At 61.6% G+C, this 18,906-nt stretch carries 16 protein-coding genes; 2 read left to right on the forward strand and 14 right to left on the reverse strand.

Features of this window, described 5'->3' with window-relative positions:
* Nucleotides 1-6: 6 nt before the first annotated feature.
* From atpA to J5289_RS00455, 6 genes are all read right to left on the reverse strand, one after another.
* Nucleotides 7-1,536 (reverse strand): F0F1 ATP synthase subunit alpha, encoded by a 1,530-nt coding sequence (gene atpA, locus J5289_RS00430; RefSeq protein WP_142824728.1) that lies wholly within the window; start codon nt 1,534-1,536, stop codon nt 7-9.
* Nucleotides 1,536-2,102 (reverse strand): F0F1 ATP synthase subunit delta, encoded by a 567-nt coding sequence (locus tag J5289_RS00435; protein ID WP_209185235.1) that lies wholly within the window; start codon nt 2,100-2,102, stop codon nt 1,536-1,538. The genes atpA and J5289_RS00435 overlap by 1 nt, the downstream gene beginning before the upstream one ends.
* Before the next feature lie 246 nt (nt 2,103-2,348).
* Nucleotides 2,349-2,732, reverse strand: coding sequence for a DUF4345 domain-containing protein (locus tag J5289_RS00440; RefSeq protein WP_142824726.1), 384 nt, complete (start codon nt 2,730-2,732; stop codon nt 2,349-2,351).
* A gap of 117 nt (nt 2,733-2,849) precedes the next feature.
* Nucleotides 2,850-5,069, reverse strand: a complete 2,220-nt coding sequence (locus J5289_RS00445) for a primosomal protein N' (RefSeq protein WP_209185237.1) — start codon at nt 5,067-5,069, stop codon at nt 2,850-2,852.
* A gap of 525 nt (nt 5,070-5,594) precedes the next feature.
* Nucleotides 5,595-6,041 (reverse strand): GNAT family N-acetyltransferase, encoded by a 447-nt coding sequence (locus J5289_RS00450; RefSeq protein ID WP_209185239.1) that lies wholly within the window; start codon nt 6,039-6,041, stop codon nt 5,595-5,597.
* Between the two features lie 26 nt (nt 6,042-6,067).
* A complete protein-coding gene (locus J5289_RS00455) occupies nt 6,068-7,021 on the reverse strand; it encodes a GNAT family N-acetyltransferase (RefSeq protein ID WP_209185241.1) in 954 nt (317 codons plus the stop codon).
* Nucleotides 7,022-7,161: 140 nt separating this feature from the next.
* Between J5289_RS00455 and J5289_RS00460 the strand changes: the two genes are divergently transcribed.
* Both J5289_RS00460 and J5289_RS00465 read left to right on the forward strand, forming a co-directional pair.
* On the forward strand, nt 7,162-8,097 hold the full coding sequence (locus J5289_RS00460; RefSeq protein ID WP_209185243.1) for a tyrosine recombinase XerC: 936 nt from the start codon (nt 7,162-7,164) through the stop codon (nt 8,095-8,097).
* Nucleotides 8,098-8,181: 84 nt separating this feature from the next.
* The gene (locus J5289_RS00465; RefSeq protein WP_209185245.1) at nt 8,182-9,273 is read left to right on the forward strand and encodes a TraB/GumN family protein; all 1,092 of its coding nucleotides are present in this window, start codon (nt 8,182-8,184) and stop codon (nt 9,271-9,273) included.
* A 510-nt stretch (nt 9,274-9,783) separates the two neighbouring features.
* On the opposite strand, the gene lpdA is transcribed toward J5289_RS00465, so the two are convergent.
* The 8 genes from lpdA to J5289_RS00505 form a co-directional block, all read right to left on the reverse strand.
* Nucleotides 9,784-11,190 carry a dihydrolipoyl dehydrogenase gene (lpdA, locus tag J5289_RS00470; protein ID WP_209185246.1) on the reverse strand — a complete coding sequence of 469 codons (1,407 nt, stop codon included), beginning with the start codon at nt 11,188-11,190 and terminating at the stop codon, nt 9,784-9,786.
* Nucleotides 11,191-11,216: 26 nt separating this feature from the next.
* On the reverse strand, nt 11,217-11,855 hold the full coding sequence (locus tag J5289_RS00475; protein ID WP_209185247.1) for a LysE family translocator: 639 nt from the start codon (nt 11,853-11,855) through the stop codon (nt 11,217-11,219).
* A gap of 13 nt (nt 11,856-11,868) precedes the next feature.
* On the reverse strand, nt 11,869-12,624 hold the full coding sequence (locus tag J5289_RS00480; protein WP_209185248.1) for an SDR family oxidoreductase: 756 nt from the start codon (nt 12,622-12,624) through the stop codon (nt 11,869-11,871).
* A gap of 6 nt (nt 12,625-12,630) precedes the next feature.
* Complete coding sequence (locus J5289_RS00485) at nt 12,631-13,020, reverse strand: MAPEG family protein (protein WP_142824718.1); 390 nt, start codon at nt 13,018-13,020, stop codon at nt 12,631-12,633.
* Nucleotides 13,021-13,073: 53 nt separating this feature from the next.
* A complete protein-coding gene (gene odhB / locus J5289_RS00490) occupies nt 13,074-14,330 on the reverse strand; it encodes a 2-oxoglutarate dehydrogenase complex dihydrolipoyllysine-residue succinyltransferase (RefSeq protein ID WP_209185249.1) in 1,257 nt (418 codons plus the stop codon).
* Nucleotides 14,331-14,474: 144 nt separating this feature from the next.
* Complete coding sequence (locus J5289_RS00495; RefSeq protein WP_209185250.1) at nt 14,475-17,459, reverse strand: 2-oxoglutarate dehydrogenase E1 component; 2,985 nt, start codon at nt 17,457-17,459, stop codon at nt 14,475-14,477.
* Nucleotides 17,460-17,620: 161 nt separating this feature from the next.
* On the reverse strand, nt 17,621-18,523 hold the full coding sequence (sucD, locus tag J5289_RS00500; RefSeq protein WP_142824715.1) for a succinate--CoA ligase subunit alpha: 903 nt from the start codon (nt 18,521-18,523) through the stop codon (nt 17,621-17,623).
* Nucleotides 18,523-18,903, reverse strand: a complete 381-nt coding sequence (locus tag J5289_RS00505) for a hypothetical protein (protein ID WP_209185251.1) — start codon at nt 18,901-18,903, stop codon at nt 18,523-18,525. Before J5289_RS00505 ends, sucD begins: the two co-directional genes overlap by 1 nt.
* Nucleotides 18,904-18,906: the final 3 nt, after the last annotated feature.

Below are 18,906 nucleotides of genomic sequence, written 5' to 3' on the forward strand. Positions count from 1 at the left end.
CCTTGATCAGGCGAAAGACTTGCCGAAGGTATCGATGGCAGCCTGGAGCTTGCCCTTGATATCGTCGCTGATGGCCTTCTGGTCGCGAATGGCGTCAAGGATGTCCTTGCCGTCAGACCGCAGATAAGACAGCAGGCCCTGCTCGAACTTGCCGATATCGCTGACAGCGACCTTGTCGAGATAGCCGTTCACGCCGGCGAAGATAACCGCAACCTGCTCTTCCGTCTTCAGCGGCGAGAACTGCGGCTGCTTCAGGAGTTCGGTCAGGCGTGCGCCGCGGTTCAGCAGGCGCTGCGTCGAGGCGTCGAGATCCGAGCCGAACTGCGCGAAGGCAGCCATTTCGCGATACTGCGCAAGTTCGCCCTTGATCGAGCCGGCAACCTGCTTCATCGCCTTGACCTGAGCGGCCGAACCAACGCGGGAAACCGACAGGCCGACGTTCACAGCCGGGCGGATACCCTGGTAGAACAGGTCGGTTTCAAGGAAGATCTGGCCGTCGGTGATCGAGATCACGTTGGTCGGAATGAAGGCCGAAACGTCGTTGCCCTGTGTTTCGATGACCGGCAAAGCCGTCAGCGAACCGGAGCCCTTTTCGTCGGAAAGCTTGGCAGCACGCTCGAGAAGACGCGAGTGCAGGTAGAAAACGTCGCCTGGGTAGGCTTCGCGGCCTGGCGGGCGGCGCAGCAGCAGAGACATCTGGCGGTAGGCGACGGCCTGCTTGGAAAGATCGTCATAGCCAATCAGAGCGTGCTGGCCGTTGTCGCGGAAGTATTCGCCCATGGCGCAACCGGCAAACGGTGCGAGGTACTGCATAGGCGCCGGGTCGGACGCGGTGGCAGCAACGATGATCGAGTACTTCAGCGCGCCGCGCTCTTCGAGCACCTTCACGAACTGGGCAACCGTCGAGCGCTTCTGGCCGATGGCGACGTAGACGCAATAGAGCTTTTCAGCATCAGGGCCATTGTCGTGGATGGCCTTCTGATTGAGGATCGTGTCGAGAATGATGGCAGTCTTGCCGGTCTGGCGGTCGCCGATGACGAGCTCGCGCTGGCCACGGCCGACCGGGATCAGAGCATCGATGGCCTTGAGGCCGGTGGACATCGGCTCATGCACCGACTTGCGCGGGATGATGCCGGGAGCCTTGACGTCGACGCGCGAACGGCGGGTCGCGTTGATCGGGCCCTTGCCATCGATCGGATTGCCGAGTGCGTCAACGACGCGGCCGAGCAGTTCGGGACCGACTGGCACATCGACGATGGCGCCGGTGCGCTTGACGATGTCGCCTTCCTTGATGTCGCGGTCGGACCCGAAGATCACGACGCCGACATTGTCGGATTCGAGGTTGAGGGCCATGCCGCGAATTCCGCCGGGGAACTCGACCATTTCGCCGGCCTGGACGTTATCCAGACCGTAGACGCGGGCAATGCCGTCACCGACGGAGAGAACCTGGCCGACCTCGGAAACCTCAGCCTCCTGGCCAAAATTCTTGATCTGGTCTTTCAGAATTGCGGAAATTTCCGCGGCGCGGATATCCATCAGCCAACCTCTTTCAATGCAAGCTTAAGGGTAGAAAGTTTGGTGCGTAGCGACGTATCAATCTGTCGCGACCCCACTTTCACAATCAAACCACCAAGAATAGACGGGTCCACCGTTACGGCGACCGTGACTTCTTTACCGGTAACGCTCTTCAGCGCCACCTTCAATTCGTTTTCCTGCTCCGGCGTCAGCGCATGCGCGGAACTGACCTCGGCAGTGACTTCGCCACGCTGCTCGGCAGCGATCAGGCGGAAAGAGCGGATCATGCCCGGCAGCGCAAAAAGACGACGGTGACGCGCAACGACCTTCAGGAAGTTTGCGAAGAAACCGGTGATCCCAGCCTTGGCCGACAAAGCCTCGATGGCCTTGACCTGGTCTCCGGACGAGAAGACCGGACTGGCAACGAAACGCCGCAAGTCTTCGCTTTCGTCGAGCATGGCCTGGAAACGGTCGAGATCGGCAGTCACCTGGGCGACGGCGCCCTCGGCGAGCGCAAGCTCGAACAAAGACGATGCATATCGCTCTGCCACACCGGATATAGGATGGGATGTGTCTGCCACGGGCACAATTTTCCCTGATTTCAACCCTAAAGTTAGGATCCGGGCGTGCGGATGCCTAGGACTTTGAATTGGTTTTGATTTCCCCCAAGAAATCCGCGGGAGATGCCCCCGCTTCTTCCCATTTCCGAGCCCGTCTAACATAGGAAGTTGAGACTCGCAACACACCTCGGTCCCTATTGCGCCTTTCGCGGGGATTTCTGCCGCAAAAAGCCGAATTCTCCCCGCGACGAGTTGGCGCAGGTCAAATTCTGCTCAAATCCAGCCAAGAAAATAGATAATCGGCAAAGCTGCAAGAGCAACCTGGATGACAAGCATCACGAGGTTGACGACGACGTTTCCACGGTCCGACATCAGCGACAGCACCCTCCCGAATGCTGCAAGCGCGAAAGACGTGCCGAGGGCGAGATAAACCATGGGCTGTGCCAGAAGGATCGCCATCAGGCCGAAGCCGATATACGATCCGCCCATCGACCGGGCCTCCGCATAGGCGCCGAGGCGACCCTCGCGCGGCTGCAGACCGAGAATGCGATAGGCATATCCAGGCGCAAACATCATGAAGAGCCCGAGCAAGGCCGTAAAGGCAGCCGCGCAATAGGCGAGCTGTTCGCCCCGTTCAGTCGGAAAATAAAATTCCATCACCGTTCCCAAATCATCTGAAGCATTGCCGGCCTTATGGCACGAAGTCCGTGTCGAGGAAATATGGATGCCCCGCCCCATGGTTTTGGTAACCAATGCTGTCGGCAGCGGCTCGGTTTACAAAAAGCTCTGCGGGTCGATATCGAGTTGCACATGGACGGAGCCGCGCTCCTTCGGCCCTTGCGCCAGCAGGGTTCGCAAAAACCCCTGCATGTCCGAGTTGCGCCGGCCGTGCACCAGCAGCCGGAAGCGATGCCGGCCGCGCACCAGCGCCAGCGGCGCCTCGGCCGGTCCGAGGACGGCAATGCCCGGCACGTTAGGCGCGGCGTTGCGCATACCGCGCGCATGGGTCTCGGCATCCTGGCGCGTTTCGGCCGAGACGATGATCGAGGCAAGCCGTCCGAACGGCGGCAGCAGGGCTCTTTCCCGCTCCGAAATCTCGCGCTCGTAAAAAGCAGCTGCATCGCCCGAGACGATCGCCTGCATGACGGGATGCTGCGGCTGGTAGGTCTGCAGCAGGCCATGGCTTTTCAGCCCGGTCCGACCGGCGCGGCCGGTGACCTGGCTCAGCAACTGGAATGTCCGCTCGGCGGCCCGTGGGTCGCCATTGGCAAGCCCGATATCGGCATCGACGATACCGACCAGCGTCATCAGCGGGAAATTGTGACCCTTGGCCACCAGCTGCGTGCCGATGACGATGTCCGCCTCGCCATTGGCGATGGCCTCCAGTTCCAGCCGTAAGCGCTTGACGCCGCCGAGAATATCGGAGGACAGGACGATGGTCCTTGCATCCGGAAAATGCTTCTCCACCTCCTCGGCGATACGTTCCACGCCGGGCCCGCAGGCGACGAGATGATCGAAGGTGCCGCATTCCGGGCAGGCTTCCGGCGTCCGCTCCGCATGACCGCATTGGTGGCACTGCAACTGCTGGCGAAACCGGTGCTCCACCAGCCAGCTGGAGCATTGCGGGCACTGGAAGCGGTGGCCGCAGACCCGGCAGAGGGTCAGCGGTGCATAACCGCGCCTGTTGAGGAACAGCAGCGCCTGGTGCCCGTCCGCGACCGTCTTTCCAACCGCGCGCAAAAGCACCGGCGACAGGAAACCGCCGCGATCGGGAGCATGCCGCCGCATATCGACGAGGTGAAGATCTGGCAACGCCGCATCGCCGAAGCGCGTCGGCAGGTGGATGGTGCTGTAGCGGCCGCTCTGGCCGTTGACCTGGCTTTCGACCGATGGCGTCGCCGACACCAGCACGACCGGGAAATCGCCGATCCGGGCACGCACCACAGCCATGTCGCGGGCATTGTAGAAGACCCGATCCTCCTGCTTGTAGGCAGGGTCGTGCTCTTCGTCGACAATGATTAGCCCGAGATCCTCGAACGGCAGGAACAGCGCCGAGCGCGCACCGGCGACAACGCGCACATCCCCCGTGACCGCCTGCCGCCAGACTTTTTCCCGTGTACGAGGGGCAAGGTCGGAATGCCATTCGGCCGGCTTCGACCCGAAGCGCTGCTGGAAACGCTCGAGAAAGCTTGCTGTCAGGGCAATTTCCGGCAGCAGGATCAGCACCTGCCGTCCCTGCCGCAGGGTCTCGGCTATCGCCTCGAAATAGACCTCGGTCTTGCCGGATCCGGTAATCCCGTCGATCAGAGATACCGAGAACGTCGCCTTCCTGACCTCGTCGATCACCTCGACTGCCGCCTGCTTTTGCGGCCCCTCCAGCCGGGCCGCCACGAAATCCGGATCGGGCTTGGCAACGACAGGCGGCGGAGTGAGAAAGATGGTCTCGAAAACCCCCTGCTTTACCAGACCGTCGATCACGCTTGTCGACACGCCGGCAGCGTGGGCCAGGCCGCTGCGCGTCCACGAAGGCGCGCCGACGGCCATTTCCAGCACGCGGCTTCTGGCCGGCGTCAGCCGGTCGGGCGCGCCGCCGACGAACTTGAGCCCCTCGACCATCGGCTCCGGATCGAAGGCAGCCGGCACGCGCAAGGCCATCCGCGCCACATGGCCGGGCGGCGACAGCGTGTAGGTGGCGACCCAGTCTATAAAGTCGCGCATTTCCTTTGCGAGCGGCGGGCAGTCGAAAACACGGGTGATCGGCCGCAGCTTCTTGGGGTCGACGCCGTTGTCATCGCCCCCGTCCCAGACGACGCCGATCACCTGGCGCGGACCCAGCGGCACCTGCACGACCGAACCGGGCTCGACCGCCATACCCTCGGGCACGGCATAGGAATAGGGCCGCGGCGCAGGCATGGGCACCAGAATGGGCACAGTACGCGTCACCGGCGGCACCTTCGCAAGCGCGCCGAACAGATCAGAGGAATCGTTGTTCATTGCGGCAGACCATGCCCGGAGTTGGAAAGAAATGAAACCGGCGAATGGTGCCGGTCCCCATCAACTAGGGACGAGGGGCGAGATGCGCAACTGCGGTTTCAGGCAAAGAGCAGCCGTCACGGATTAGATGTCGACAACGGCCTCCGCATGCAGGATTGCGATCGTGTGCCGACAATTGGCACGTCAGACGAACGACACAGCTGACTATCGAAACGCGCGCCGTTGAAGAGTGTTTTGAAGACATGTCACTGCAATGCGAAGACATCTCCATAATGTCCCGCACCAGAGATCACGTTGACAATCTCAAGTTGAATCTATAGCTTTAGCGACAGCAATGGACAGTGGGGCTTCCGCAAGGACGCCATTGCAAGCCCGCCCTAGAGGCCAGAATACCACGGTAAGGGGCACTCACTCGGCTATAGCCATAATAGAGACCCGCGAGGGTCTTTTTTATTCGACCAAGTTTCGATGCTCGTTATGGCCGCAATGGCTGCAAATTAGTCGCGGTTCACGTCAGGCATCGTGTTAGTCACGTGATGGGGCAAAGAGCCGCGCGTGCGTATACCCGTCGGCGACTTCAGGGGTAAATCCCATGCGCAACCAGAATGCAGCAGCATCGGCCGTGCCGGCGTTGACGGTCACCCCTGCAGTCCCTCCTGGAACGGCGTCGAGCAAGGTCTCCGCGAGCAGGCGGCCCACTCCACGCCCGCGCATCGCGGCGTCGACGTAGAACCTGCGCATCCGCATCATCGAGGCATCGGCGGGCTCTATCGTCATCCCGCCTATCCCGACCAGCCGCCGATCCGAACGGATGGCAAGCAGGCACTCCCCCGTTCGGGCGAAGCGATTGCTGCCTTCCTGCCATTCAGAGATCAGACGATCGATCGAGCCGTAGCCGTGGCGGCGTGCATCGCGCTGGAGCCCTTCGATATTAGTCGGTAATGTTCGACAGCGGAATGCAACCAGTGCCATGCTACCTTACCCCGCCCAGCAGCCCCTCAGCGTGCCGCCGCCACCAATGGCCTCGTAACAGCCTCTGCCGCCGGCATCGACAGCGGCACGAAGACCGCATCCGGATCGGTCTCCATGTCATGCACCGTCAGCTTTTCCAGCGCCCTGGTCACTTCGTTGACATCGCCTTCCAGTTGGTCCGGGGATATCAGCTTGCCGACCCGGAAGTCGAAGCGGTCGCCGCGCTTGTTGAGCAGTTCGTAAAACACCGTCATGTCGCGGAGTTCGGTGGACCATTTGGCAAACCAGTAGAACAGCCCGGAATTGCGCGCCGACAGGTGCACCGGCAGGATCGGCAGATTGTATTTTCGTGCCAGCGCGACTGCCGACGTCTTCCACGGGCGCTCGTTCAGCTTGCCATTCGCCCAGTAGGCAATGCGACCGGAGGGAAACAGCACCATCGCCTTGCCGTCCTCGACCGTCTTATTGGTCAGCAGCAGCGTCTCGCGCGTCTTGAGCTTGCTCTTGTATTCATCGCGCCATTCGACGGGAATAATCATCTCGGCAAAGCGCGGATTGACACGCACCGCGTCCCGGTTGGCAAACACCATCATGTCCGGCCGCCGTTCCTTCATCAGGTCGAAGATCGCCACCCCGTCGGCAATGCCGGTCGGATGGTTGCTCACCAGGATAAACCCGCCGCTGGCCGGAATACGCTCGGCATTCTGGGAGCGGATGTCGAGCCGCAGCAGGTCGCTCATATATTCGAACGACTGGAATCCGGGCAGCTTGGCGACATCGTCGGCAAAACGGATTGCCTTGTGATAGCGCAGCAGCACATGCAGGAAGGGACGGATGAGCGGCCAGAACGGGCTCTTGACGATCTTCTCCCCGCGCTCGGCGATCAGCGTGTCGACGATATGGCCGGGCCTTCCCTGCGACACCAGGGCGATGGCGCCGGCAAGCTGTCCGAGGGTCGAGGTAGAATCGCGGCGCGTCATGGAAGGTCCTGCAATGCTTATGTCGTGGTTATCGCGGCGTAAGATGATCGAAGCATGACACGCCAGCCGGAACGTTAGCGATTCCATAACTCTCCTTGAAGCAAAGTGGCAGCCTTAAATTGGAATTCAAGAGGTTTACCGTGGGCGAGATCCTGATCATGGCCCATCCCCAGCTTCTGGACGAGCGCCAGAAATGGCTGGAAGCGCTCCGCAGCGAGCGCAGGCTATCCGCCCACACGCTGGACGCATATGAGCGCGATACACGCCAGTTCCTGTTTTTCCTCACTGGCCACCTTGCCGGCCCGACCACATTGAAGGACATCCAGGCCCTGCGCCCGGCCGATTTCCGCGCCTTTCTGGCGAACCGCCGACGCGATGGCGCCGGTGCACGCTCGCTGGGCCGCAATCTCGCCGGATTGCGCTCTCTCCTGCGTTACCTGGAGAAAAAAGGGCTGGTGAACGCTGCCGGCGCCGCTGCCGTCCGCTCGCCGAAGCAACCGAAATCTCTGCCGAAGCCACTGTCCGACAGCCAGGCCATCAATGTCGTCAGCGACGAAGCCCAGATGCACGAGGAACCCTGGATCGCCGCGCGGGACGCCGCCGTGCTGACGCTGCTTTACGGCTGCGGGCTGCGCATCTCGGAAGCGCTCGATCTCATGCCGGACGATCTGCGCCCCGGCGCGACATCGCTGCGCATCACCGGCAAGGGCAACAAAATGCGCATCGTGCCGCTGCTGGCCGTCGTCGTCGATGCCGTGGAGCGGTACAAGCAGCTCTGCCCCTACCATCTCGACCCGGCCCTGCCGCTGTTTCGCGGCGCTCGCGGCGGAAAGTTGCATCCCGGCCTTATCCAGCGCGGCATGCAGAAATTACGCAGCGCTTTCAACTTGCCGGAAACGGCAACACCACATGCGCTGCGACACTCGTTTGCAACCCATCTGCTGGCCGGCGGTGGCGATCTTCGCACCATCCAGGAGCTGCTCGGCCACGCCAGCCTGTCGACGACGCAGGTCTACACCGGCGTCGATTCCGCCCGCCTGCTCGAAGTCTATGATCGCGCCCATCCCCGGGCTTAAACTTCGGTTAACCGAATGCGTTAAGAGAATATCCGCTCCGCGCGGGGTAGAGCAGATGCAGATCCCGTCCGCTGAAAGATCGTCATGACATCAGTCTACCGCCAGAAGACCCGGCCCGCCATCCTTTCGACGCTCGGCAACGCCGGCTTCTGGGCGGCGGCGTCCCTGCCTCTTGCATTCGCCGTCACGCTGGTTGTCACGCTGGCTTCTTTTGCGCCCGCCCATGCCGACGACGATGCGGCCTGCGGCGGCAGGAACCTGCTTGCCGAACTGCAGAAAAACGATCCGGCGAAATACGCGTCTTTCCTCGCTGACGGTGACAAGGTCGCGAACGGGCACAGCATTTTCTGGAAGATCGAAAAGCCCGGAGTGAAGACCTCCTGGCTGCTCGGCACCATGCACGTCACCGATCCGCGCGTGCTGGTCATGCCGAAAGGCGCGGCAGAAGCGGACGCCAAGGCCGACACGATCATCGTCGAATCCGACGAAATACTCGATGAAAAGAAGGCGACGATGGCGATCCTTGCCCGCCCGGACCTCACCATGCTCGCCAACGGAGCAACGATCAACTCGCTGCTGCCGCCAGCCGACGCCGCCAAACTCGAGGCCGGCCTAGCAAAGCGCGGCATCACGCTGGGCGCGGTGTCGCATATGCAGCCATGGATGATCTCCAGCGTCGTCGCATTGCCGTCCTGCGAACTCTCACGCAAAGCCAAGGGTGCGCAATTCCTCGACCAGAAGATCGCCAACGACGCGGCCGCAGCCGGCAAGCAGGTTAAGGGGCTGGAAACGCTCGTCGAGCAGTTGCAGGCCATGGCCGACCTGCCAGCCGCCTTCCATCTGAAATCGCTGATCGAAACCCTGCAGCTCGGCGACAAAATGAACGACGTCGTCGAGACGATGACCGATCTCTACCTGTCCGGCAATGCCGGAGCGACGATGGCGATGCTGAAGGTCGTCACGCCCGATGGCGAGGATACCGATAGCGACGGCGATTACGCCACCTTTGAGCAGCGCATCATCCTCGACCGCAACAAGGTCATGGCCGAGCGCGCCGCACCGATCCTTGCGAACGGCAACGTCTTCATGGCCGTCGGCGCCCTGCACCTGTCGGGCGAGCAGGGACTGGTCGAACTCTTCCGCAAGCAGGGCTTTACGCTGACGGTGGTTGATTGATCTGGCGGCTCGAGGAGCGTCTCACCTGAACAAATTTACGGCCCCATAACACAGTTTTCGGCATGGGGGATAAATCCAGCGTGATTTATTTTTTCACGCAGTCAAATCAAGTTCTTACAGATTTTCGAGGCTTGTTTCATCCCCATGACCGCCGGTGGGCCTATACTGCAACGGTCAAAGGATGGGGAAGCCGGGTCGCGAACCGGTCGCTCCAACGGAACGATATCCGGTGTCCGATGATGGTTGGAAGCGATGATCACAATGCGTTGGGCTGAGTGATCGGGATATCGGGTAACGGAAGTCGGCACCTCCGTATCGATATCGTCAAATCGCAACGATCGGCAGGCAGCCAAACCCCGACACAAACAACACCAGCCACCCGGCTGCTTGCCATTTCCCCATCACGTTCGGCCACATCAGGCGCGACGCGCTTTCCCATGCCTGCAGTTGGCTGGCGTCGAAACACGAGCAGGAGCGCCAGGGCGAGAGGCCTTGGCGCTCCCTTCGATTTTACATATGGATCGGCTTGAAGGCGGCAGCCATGGCCGCTTCCTTGACGGCTTCCGACATTGTCGGATGGGCGTGGCAAACCCGGCCGAGGTCTTCTGCCGAGCCGCTGAAGTCCATCAGCACGGCGATTTCATGGATCATGTCGCCGGCGCCGAAACCGATGATGTGGCCGCCGAGGACCTTGTCGGTTTCCTTGTCGGCCAAAATCTTGACGAAGCCATCCGTTGCCAGCATCGCGCGGGCGCGGCCGTTGGCGCTGAACGGGAACTTGCCGACCTTGTAGGCGATGCCAGCAGCCTTGAGTTCTTCCTCGGTCTTGCCGACGGAAGCGACTTCCGGCTGGGTGTAGACGACGCTCGGGATGACGTCGTAGTTGACGTGGCCGGCCTGGCCAGCGAGAATTTCTGCCAGCGCGACGCCTTCGTCTTCCGCCTTGTGGGCGAGCATCGGACCCTTGACGACGTCACCGATGGCATAGATGCCGGCAACATTGGTCGCGAAGTGGTGGTCGATCTCGACACGGCCCCGGTTGTCGAGCGCGACGCCGGCTTCTTCGAGGCCGAGGTTGGCCGTATACGGCTTGCGGCCGGTCGCAATCAGCACGACGTCTGCATCGAGCGAGGTCGCTTCGCCGCCCTTGGCCGGCTCGAAGGTGACCTTGGCGCCCGTCGCCGACTTCTCGACGCCGGTAACCTTAGCGCCCAGGTGGAAGTCCATCCCTTGCTTGGCGAGCAGGCGGTGGAACTGCTTCGACACCTCGCCATCCATGCCGCCGAGGATGGTGTCGAGATATTCGATGACAGTGACCTTGGCGCCGAGACGCGACCAGACGGAGCCGAGCTCGAGCCCAATGACGCCGCCGCCGACGACAATCATCGTCGCCGGGACCTTCTCCAGTGCGATGCCGCCGGTAGATGAAATGATGATCTTCTCATCGAGATCGACGTGGACGCCCGGAATGCCCGCAACGTCCGAGCCGGTGGCGATAACGATGTTCTTGCCTTCGATTTCCTGGACCTGGCCATCATCGCCGGTGACCGAAACCTTGCCGGCCGAAACGATCTTGCCTGAGCCGATGAAGCTGTCGATCTTGTTCTTCTTGAACAGGAACGCGACACCCTCGACGTTCGACTTCACGGTGGCATCCTTGTGAGCCATCATGTTGGGCAGGTTCAGGGTTGGGGCAGCGACCTCGATGCCGAGCGCTTCCATGCCGTGACCGGCCTGGTGGAACATCTCGGAGGCATGCAGCAGCGCCTTGGAGGGAATGCAGCCGATGTTGAGGCAGGTGCCACCAAACGTGGCGCGCTTCTCGATGACAGCGACCTTCATGCCCAGCTGTGCTGCCTTGATGGCGCAGACATAGCCGCCAGGGCCGGTTCCGATAACGATCACATCATAAGACATCGAGAATTCCTCTTGGATTTTTCCGGTTAGTCGGCGGCGCGCGCCAGGGCGAGACGAAGGCCGAAGCCGACCAAGGCCGCTCCGGTGATACGGTTGAACCATTTTCCGCCCGCAATGAAGCGATCGCGGATCGGCTTGACGGTAAAGAATACCGAGACTGCGGCGAACCAGGCAACGAGCGCCGTCGCCATGCCGATGCCATAGCTGAACTGGATGAGCGCAGGCGTGTCGTGGTGCACCAGGGTCGAAAACAGCGACAGAAAGAACAGCACGGGCTTCGGGTTCAGCGCATTGGTGATGAAGCCTGTTGCCAGGCATCGCCAGGCAGACACCGGCTTGCGGTCGCCTTCCGTCACCTCGATATCGGCAACCTTGAAACCCGGTTCCCGGAACGACTTGATGCCGAGATAGACGAGGTAGGCAACACCGGCCCATTTGATCACGCTGAACAGCAACAGCGATTTGGAGACGATCAGGCCGAGGCCGAGGATGGTGTAGCTGATGTGAAACAGCAGCGAAAAGCCCATGCCGACGCCGGTCATCATGGCAGCCCGACGGCCATGGACGACACTCTGGCGCAGGACGACGGCGAAATCGGCGCCGGGCACGACGATGAAGATGGAGAACACCGCCATCAGGCCCAGGAATTCGAACAGATATTGCATATTTGCCCCCCTCTCAGCGCCCGCCGCTGACGTCTAGGATGGCACCCGTAATATAGGAAGCCGACGGTGACAACAGGAACAACACCGCATCGGCAATCTCCTGCGCCTCGCCCGGCCGCTGCATAGGCACCAGATGGGCCAGATCCCGCGCCCGATCCGGAAGTCCGCCGGAAGCATGGATCTCTGTGTCGATGATACCCGGCCGCACAGCGTTCACGCGGATATTCTCTGCCGCCACTTCCTTGGCGAGACCCGTCGTGAATGTGTCGATTGCGCCCTTGGAGGCGGCATAGTCGACATACTGGCCCGGCGAGCCGAGCGTCGCTGCCACAGAGGAAATATTGACGATTGCACCGCCCTTGCCGCCATGCCTTGTCGACATCCGCCTGACGGCTTCGCCCGCACAAAAGATGGAGCCGGTGATATTAATGCGAAACATCCGCTCGAGCCGGTCCCAGGACATCTCATCCACCCGCGCGGTCATATCGACGACACCGGCATTGTTGACCAGGCCGTCGATGCGGCCGAAATGAGTATCGACGACTGCATACATCGAGGCTATCCCGGCAGCACTTCCGACGTCGCCCTTGGCAATGACAGCCTGCCCGCCGTTGCTTGCAATCTCATCGACCACGGCTTCGGCCGCGCTTCGGTTCGTCGCGTAGTTGACGACCACGGCGAAACCCTGCTTCGCTGCGGAGAGCGCGATAGCTGCGCCTATTCCGCGGCTGCCGCCGGTGACGAGAAGCACGGGACGGTCGCTGCCCATATCACGTCACCAGAAAAGGCCGACGAACATCAGCACGAGACCGATGAACGACACCGTCCAGATCCACGAACGGTAAGGGCTGAGGCCCAGCATGTAGGCCGGCAGATATGCAAAACGTGCCCAGAACCACAGAGCGGTGCCCCAGGACACCAGCGCATCGTCGTGATTGCCAAAGATCGCCACCACGCTGAGCGCGATGAAGATGGGATAGGTTTCCTGGAAATTGCGCAGCGCGCGCGTCGCCCGGCCCGTCAGGAGGTTGGGTTCCGGCTCGTCGTCGCGGGTCGAATTGGCCGCCTTGACGCCGATCTGCAGGCGAAACGCGGTTGCTTGCGCCGTCAGATAGGCGAAAGCCAGCGCCGCGCTCCAGAGCAGATAGGTGATTTGAAAGGACATTTAGACTTTCCGGAGGGCAAGCGGGCCGCCAGATGCGGCCCTGCTGTTCAGTTTTAGAGATCGAGAACGAGGCGTTCCGGATCTTCGAGGCTTTCCTTGACGCGGACCAGGAAGGTAACAGCTTCCTTGCCGTCGACCATGCGGTGATCGTAGGACAGGGCGAGATACATCATCGGGCGGATGACGATCTGGCCGCCGACAACGACCGGGCGCTCCTGGATCTTGTGCATGCCGAGAATACCGGACTGCGGTGCGTTGAGGATCGGCGAGGACATCAGCGAGCCGTAGACACCGCCGTTGGTGATGGTGAACGTGCCGCCCTGCATGTCGGCCATCGACAGCGTGCCATCGCGCGCAGCTTTGGCAAGACGTCCGAGGTCCTTCTCGATTTCCGCAACGGTCATCTGGTCGGCATCACGGATGACCGGAACAACGAGGCCCTTGTCGGTGCCGACAGCCATGCCGACGTGACAATAGTTCTTGTAGATGATGTCGGTGCCGTCGATCTCGGCGTTGACGGCGGGCAGTTCCTTCAGGGCGTGCGTGACGGCCTTGGTGAAGAAGCCCATGAAGCCGAGCTTGACGCCGTGCTTCTTCTCGAAAATGTCCTTGTACTTCGTACGGAGCGCCATGACGGCCGTCATGTCCACCTCGTTGTAGGTGGTCAGCATGGCAGCGGTGTTCTGCGCATCCTTGAGGCGACGGGCGATCGTCTGGCGCAGACGGGTCATCTTGACGCGCTCTTCGCGCGGCGCATCCTCGACGGCAGTCGGTGCGCGCGGCGCGGCCTTGGCAGGCTCGGCAGCAGCAGGCGTCGAAAGGCCCTTGGCGACAGCAGCGATCACATCACCCTTCAGGACCTGGCCACGCTTGCCGGAACCGTCAACCTGATCGGCAGCAACGTTGTTTTCGGCCATCAGCTTTGCAGCAGCCGGAGCCGGTGGCATCGATGTCGGTGCGGCGGGAGCAGCCGGGGCAGAGACGGAAGCGGCAGGCGCAGTGGCCGCAACAGGCTCGGCCTTGGCAGGGGCAGCAGCAGCCGGAGCAGCAGGGGCCGCCGCAGCGCCAGCGCCGCCGGCAGAGATCTGACCGAGCAACGCGTTGAGACCAACCGTCTCGCCGGCCTGGGCAACGATTTCCGAAAGTGTGCCTGAAATCGGCGATGGTACTTCGATCGTCACCTTGTCGGTCTCGAGTTCGACAAGCGGCTCGTCGACCTTGATGACGTCGCCAACCTTCTTGAACCAGGTACCGACGGTCGCCTCGCTGACGGACTCGCCGAGGGTGGGTACGCGAATTTCAGTGGCCATGTTCAAATCCTGAATTTTGATCGTTATCGGTGGGACGGCGCTCCGGCAGCGGCCGAAGGGTGGTCTGACGGAGCCCGGCAGGCGACGTCTTCAATCGTATGCTGTGCGGAGGGGATATATCGAGACATCCCCTCCGCTTCGTTCTTAACCGCCGAGCGCATCCTCGAGGAAGGCTGCCAGTTGCGCCAGATGCTTCGACATCAGGCCCGTTGCCGGCGATGCGGCGGCCGGACGGCCGGTGTAGCGGACGCGCTGGTACTTGGCGTCGATATGGGCAAGCACCCATTCCAGATAAGGATCGATGAACGACCAGGCGCCCATGTTCTTTGGCTCTTCCTGGCACCAGACCATTTCCGCGTTGCGGAAGCGGCTGAGTTCGTTGATCAGCGCCTTTGCCGGGAACGGATAAAGCTGTTCGATGCGCAGCAGGTAGACATCGTCAACGCCGCGCTTTTCGCGCTCTTCGAGAAGGTCATAGTAGACCTTGCCGGAGCAGATGACGACGCGACGGATCTTGGCGTCCTTCTGCAGCTTGATCGGTCCGTCCTTGATGACTTCGGCATCGTCCCACAGCAGCCGGTGGAAAGAGGATTCTCCGGCCATTTCGGCGAGCCCCGACACAGCCTTCTTGTGACGCAGCAACGACTTCGGCGTCATCATGATCAGCGGCTTGCGGAAGTCGCGCTTCATCTGGCGACGCAGGATGTGGAAATAGTTAGCCGGCGTCGTAACGTTGGCGACCTGCATGTTGTCTTCTGCGCAAAGCTGTAGGAAGCGCTCCAGACGTGCCGACGAATGCTCGGGGCCCTGACCTTCGTAGCCGTGCGGCAGCAGGCAGACCAGGCCCGACATGCGCAACCACTTGCGCTCGCCCGACGATACGAACTGGTCGAAGACCACCTGCGCACCGTTGGCGAAATCGCCGAACTGGGCTTCCCAAAGCGTCAGAGCATTCGGACGGGCCAGCGAGTAACCGTATTCGAAGCCGAGAACGGCCTCTTCCGAGAGCATCGAATTGATGACTTCGTAGCGTCCCTGGGTCGACGACAGGTTGGCAAGCGGCACGTAACGCTGCTCGGTTTCCTGATCGTAGAGCACGGAATGGCGCTGCGAGAACGTGCCGCGCTCGCAGTCCTGGCCAGAGAGGCGGATCTTGGTGCCCTCGACGCAAAGAGCGCCGAAAGCCAGCGCTTCTGCCATTGCCCAGTCGATGCCTTCGCCCGACGAGATCATGTTGGCGCGGTTTTCCATGAAGCGCTGGATCGTCCGGTGCGCGTTGAAGCCTTCCGGAATTTCGGACAGCTTGCGGCCGATGTCCTTCAGCGTCTTCATCGGCACGGCTGTCTTGCCGCGGCGCTGTTCGTCTGCATTGTCTGCGGTCCGAAGGCCCGACCACTGGCCGTCCAGCCAGTCGGCCTTGTTCGGCTTGTAGTGCTGGCCGGCCTCGAACTCTTCCTCGAGATGCGCGCGCCAGTCGGCCTTCATCTTGTCGACGTCTTCCTGCGAGACGACGCCTTCTTCGATCAAGCGGGCCGAATAGAGCTGCAGGACAGACTGGTGACCACGGATGACCTTATACATCTTCGGCTGCGTGAAGGACGGTTCGTCGCCTTCATTATGGCCGTAGCGACGGTAGCAGAACATGTCGAGGACGACAGGCTTGTGGAACTTCATGCGGAATTCGGTCGCGACCTTGGCCGCGTAAACGACGGCTTCCGGATCGTCACCGTTGGCGTGGAAGATCGGTGCCTCGATCATCTTGGCGACGTCGGACGGATAGGGCGACGAGCGCGAGTAGGCCGGATTGGTGGTGAAGCCGATCTGGTTGTTGATGATGACGTGCATGGTGCCGGCGACGCGGTGGCCGCGAAGGCCGGAGAGGCCAAGGATTTCAGCAATCACACCCTGGCCGGCAAAGGCCGCATCGCCATGGATGAGCAACGGCATGACCTTAGCGCGCTCGGAAAGCGGGATCGTGTCGCCTTCCCAGACGGTGGCGCCCATGTCCTGCTTGGCGCGGACCTTGCCCATGACGACAGGGTCGACGATTTCGAGATGCGAAGGGTTGGCCGTCAGCGAGACGTGGATCTTGTTGCCGTCGAAATCGCGGTCGGAGGAGGCACCGAGATGGTACTTCACGTCGCCGGAGCCTTCGACTTCGTCGGGCGCATAGGAGCCGCCCTTGAACTCGTGGAAGATGGCGCGGTGCGGCTTGCCCATGACCTGGGACAGCACGTTCAGACGGCCGCGGTGGGCCATGCCGAACACGGCTTCGCGCACACCGAGCGCGCCGCCGCTTTTCAGCATTTGCTCCAGCGCCGGGATCAGCGATTCGCCGCCGTCGAGGCCGAAGCGCTTTGTGCCCTTGAACTTGACATCGAGGAACTGCTCGTAGCCTTCGGCTTCGATGACCTTCTGCAGGATCGCCTTCTTGGCTTCAGGCGAAAACGCGACGCCCTTTTCCTTGCCTTCGATGCGTTCCTGGACCCAGGCCTTCTCTTCCGGGTTCGACATGTGCATGAATTCGACGCCGATCGTCGAGCAATAGGTGCGCTCGAGGATCTCGATCATTTCGCGGACCGAGGCGTATTCAAGGCCAAGCACGTTATCGATGAAGATCTTGCGGTCGTAGTCGGCCTCGGTGAAGCCATAAGCCTCGGGCGACAGCTCGTGATAATCCTCGACCGGAGCGGCAATGCCGAGCGGATCGAGCTTGGCGTGCAGATGGCCGCGCATGCGGTAGGCGCGGATCATCATGATGGCGCGCACCGAGTCGCGGGTCGCCTGGATGATGTCGGCACCGTCGGTCGGCTTGCCGGCTGCTTCGGCCTTGGCCTTGACCTTGGTCTCGACGACCTTCTCGATCACGCCCCAGTTGCCGTCAAGCGCCGAGACCAGATCGCCGCCGGCCGCGATCGGCCAGTTCTTCTTCTGCCAGGAGGCGCCCTTGGCTGCCCGCTTCACGTCGCTCGGATTGTCGTCCAGCGCCTTGAAGAAAGACTGCCACTCGTCGGAGACAGACTTGGGGTCCGCCTCGTAGCGGGCATAGAGCTGCTCGATATAGGCCGCGTTGGCGCCGTCCAGAAACGACGTGATCTGAAATTGCTCGTTGGCTTCTTGTCTTGCCATGGTGATCTGCGGACGCTGGTCCGCCTCCCGACTTGAATGGATTGCCGGTCATTTCCGGCGGCCGCATTTCAATTTTCATCCGCCAGTGGCGGCAGTCATTCGGGCAGATGCCCTGAAATCGAAATGGGCAGGGGCTGATGTCCCTGCCCTTCTATATCGGATCAGCCCTTGAGGACTTCAACCAGCGTCTTGCCGAGGCGGGCCGGAGACGGCGAGACACGGATGCCTGCGGCTTCCATGGCTGCGATCTTGTCTTCAGCGCCACCCTTGCCGCCAGAGATCACGGCGCCGGCATGGCCCATGGTGCGTCCGGGAGGGGCCGTGCGGCCAGCGATGAAGCCGACCATTGGCTTGGAGCGGCCACGCTTGGCTTCGTCCTTGATGAACTGCGCCGCGTCTTCTTCTGCAGAACCGCCGATTTCGCCGATCATGATGATCGACTTGGTTTCTTCGTCAGCCAGGAACATTTCTAGGATGTCGATGAACTCGGTGCCCTTGACCGGGTCGCCGCCGATGCCGACAGCCGTCGTCTGGCCGAGGCCTTCGTTGGTCGTCTGGAAAACGGCTTCGTAGGTCAGCGTGCCCGAACGCGACAGGACGCCGACGGAGCCCTTCTTGAAGATCGAGCCCGGCATGATGCCGATCTTGCATTCGTCAGGCGTCATCACGCCTGGGCAGTTCGGGCCGATGAGGCGCGACTTGGAGGCGTCCAGGCGAGCCTTGACCTTGATCATGTCGGCAACCGGGATGCCTTCCGTGATGCAGACGATCAGCGGGATCTCGGCTTCGATGGCTTCGAGAATGGCGGCAGCAGCGCCGGCTGGCGGCACGTAGATGACCGATGCGTCGGCGCCGGTTGCTTCCTTGCCTTCGGCAACGGTTGCAAAGATTGGCAGGGATTCGCCGGCCGAACCGCTCCAGGTCTCGCCACCCTTCTTCGGGTTGATACCGCCAACCATCTTGGTGCCGTGGTAGGCCAGCGCCTGCTCGGTGTGGAACGTGCCGGTCTTGCCGGTCAGACCCTGAACCAGGATCTTCGTGTCTTTGTTAATCAGAATGGACATTAGTTGTCTTCCTCTTCCTCGAACTCGAGGGGATCGAATGCCTCAAAGGCGTCATTGGAAAAGCGGTAGCCTTTGCCGGCGGTCGACTTTTGCGTCAGGTGCGCCTCGAGGTTCTTGGACCACTGTGTACGGAACCAGTCGTAATGCTGGTCGACCTGGGAGATGCCCAGCTCGCCCTTCCAGACGAAAAGATCGGCATCCTTGATCTTCTCGGCAAAGTAGGCCTGCGCGTCATCATTGTGCGTGAAATGCGCCCAACGCTCGGCAGTACCGTCTTCGCTGTCGTACTCGCTGTCCCAGCAGACGAAGTAGCACAGATTGGCATCTGTCTCGTTCGGGCCGAAAGGCTGGCGATTGGGGTTCTTCGGGGATTTGGCCATGGT

The organism is Rhizobium sp. B230/85 (genome assembly GCF_019355735.1).
GTDB classification, from domain to species: domain Bacteria; phylum Pseudomonadota; class Alphaproteobacteria; order Rhizobiales; family Rhizobiaceae; genus Rhizobium; species Rhizobium rhododendri.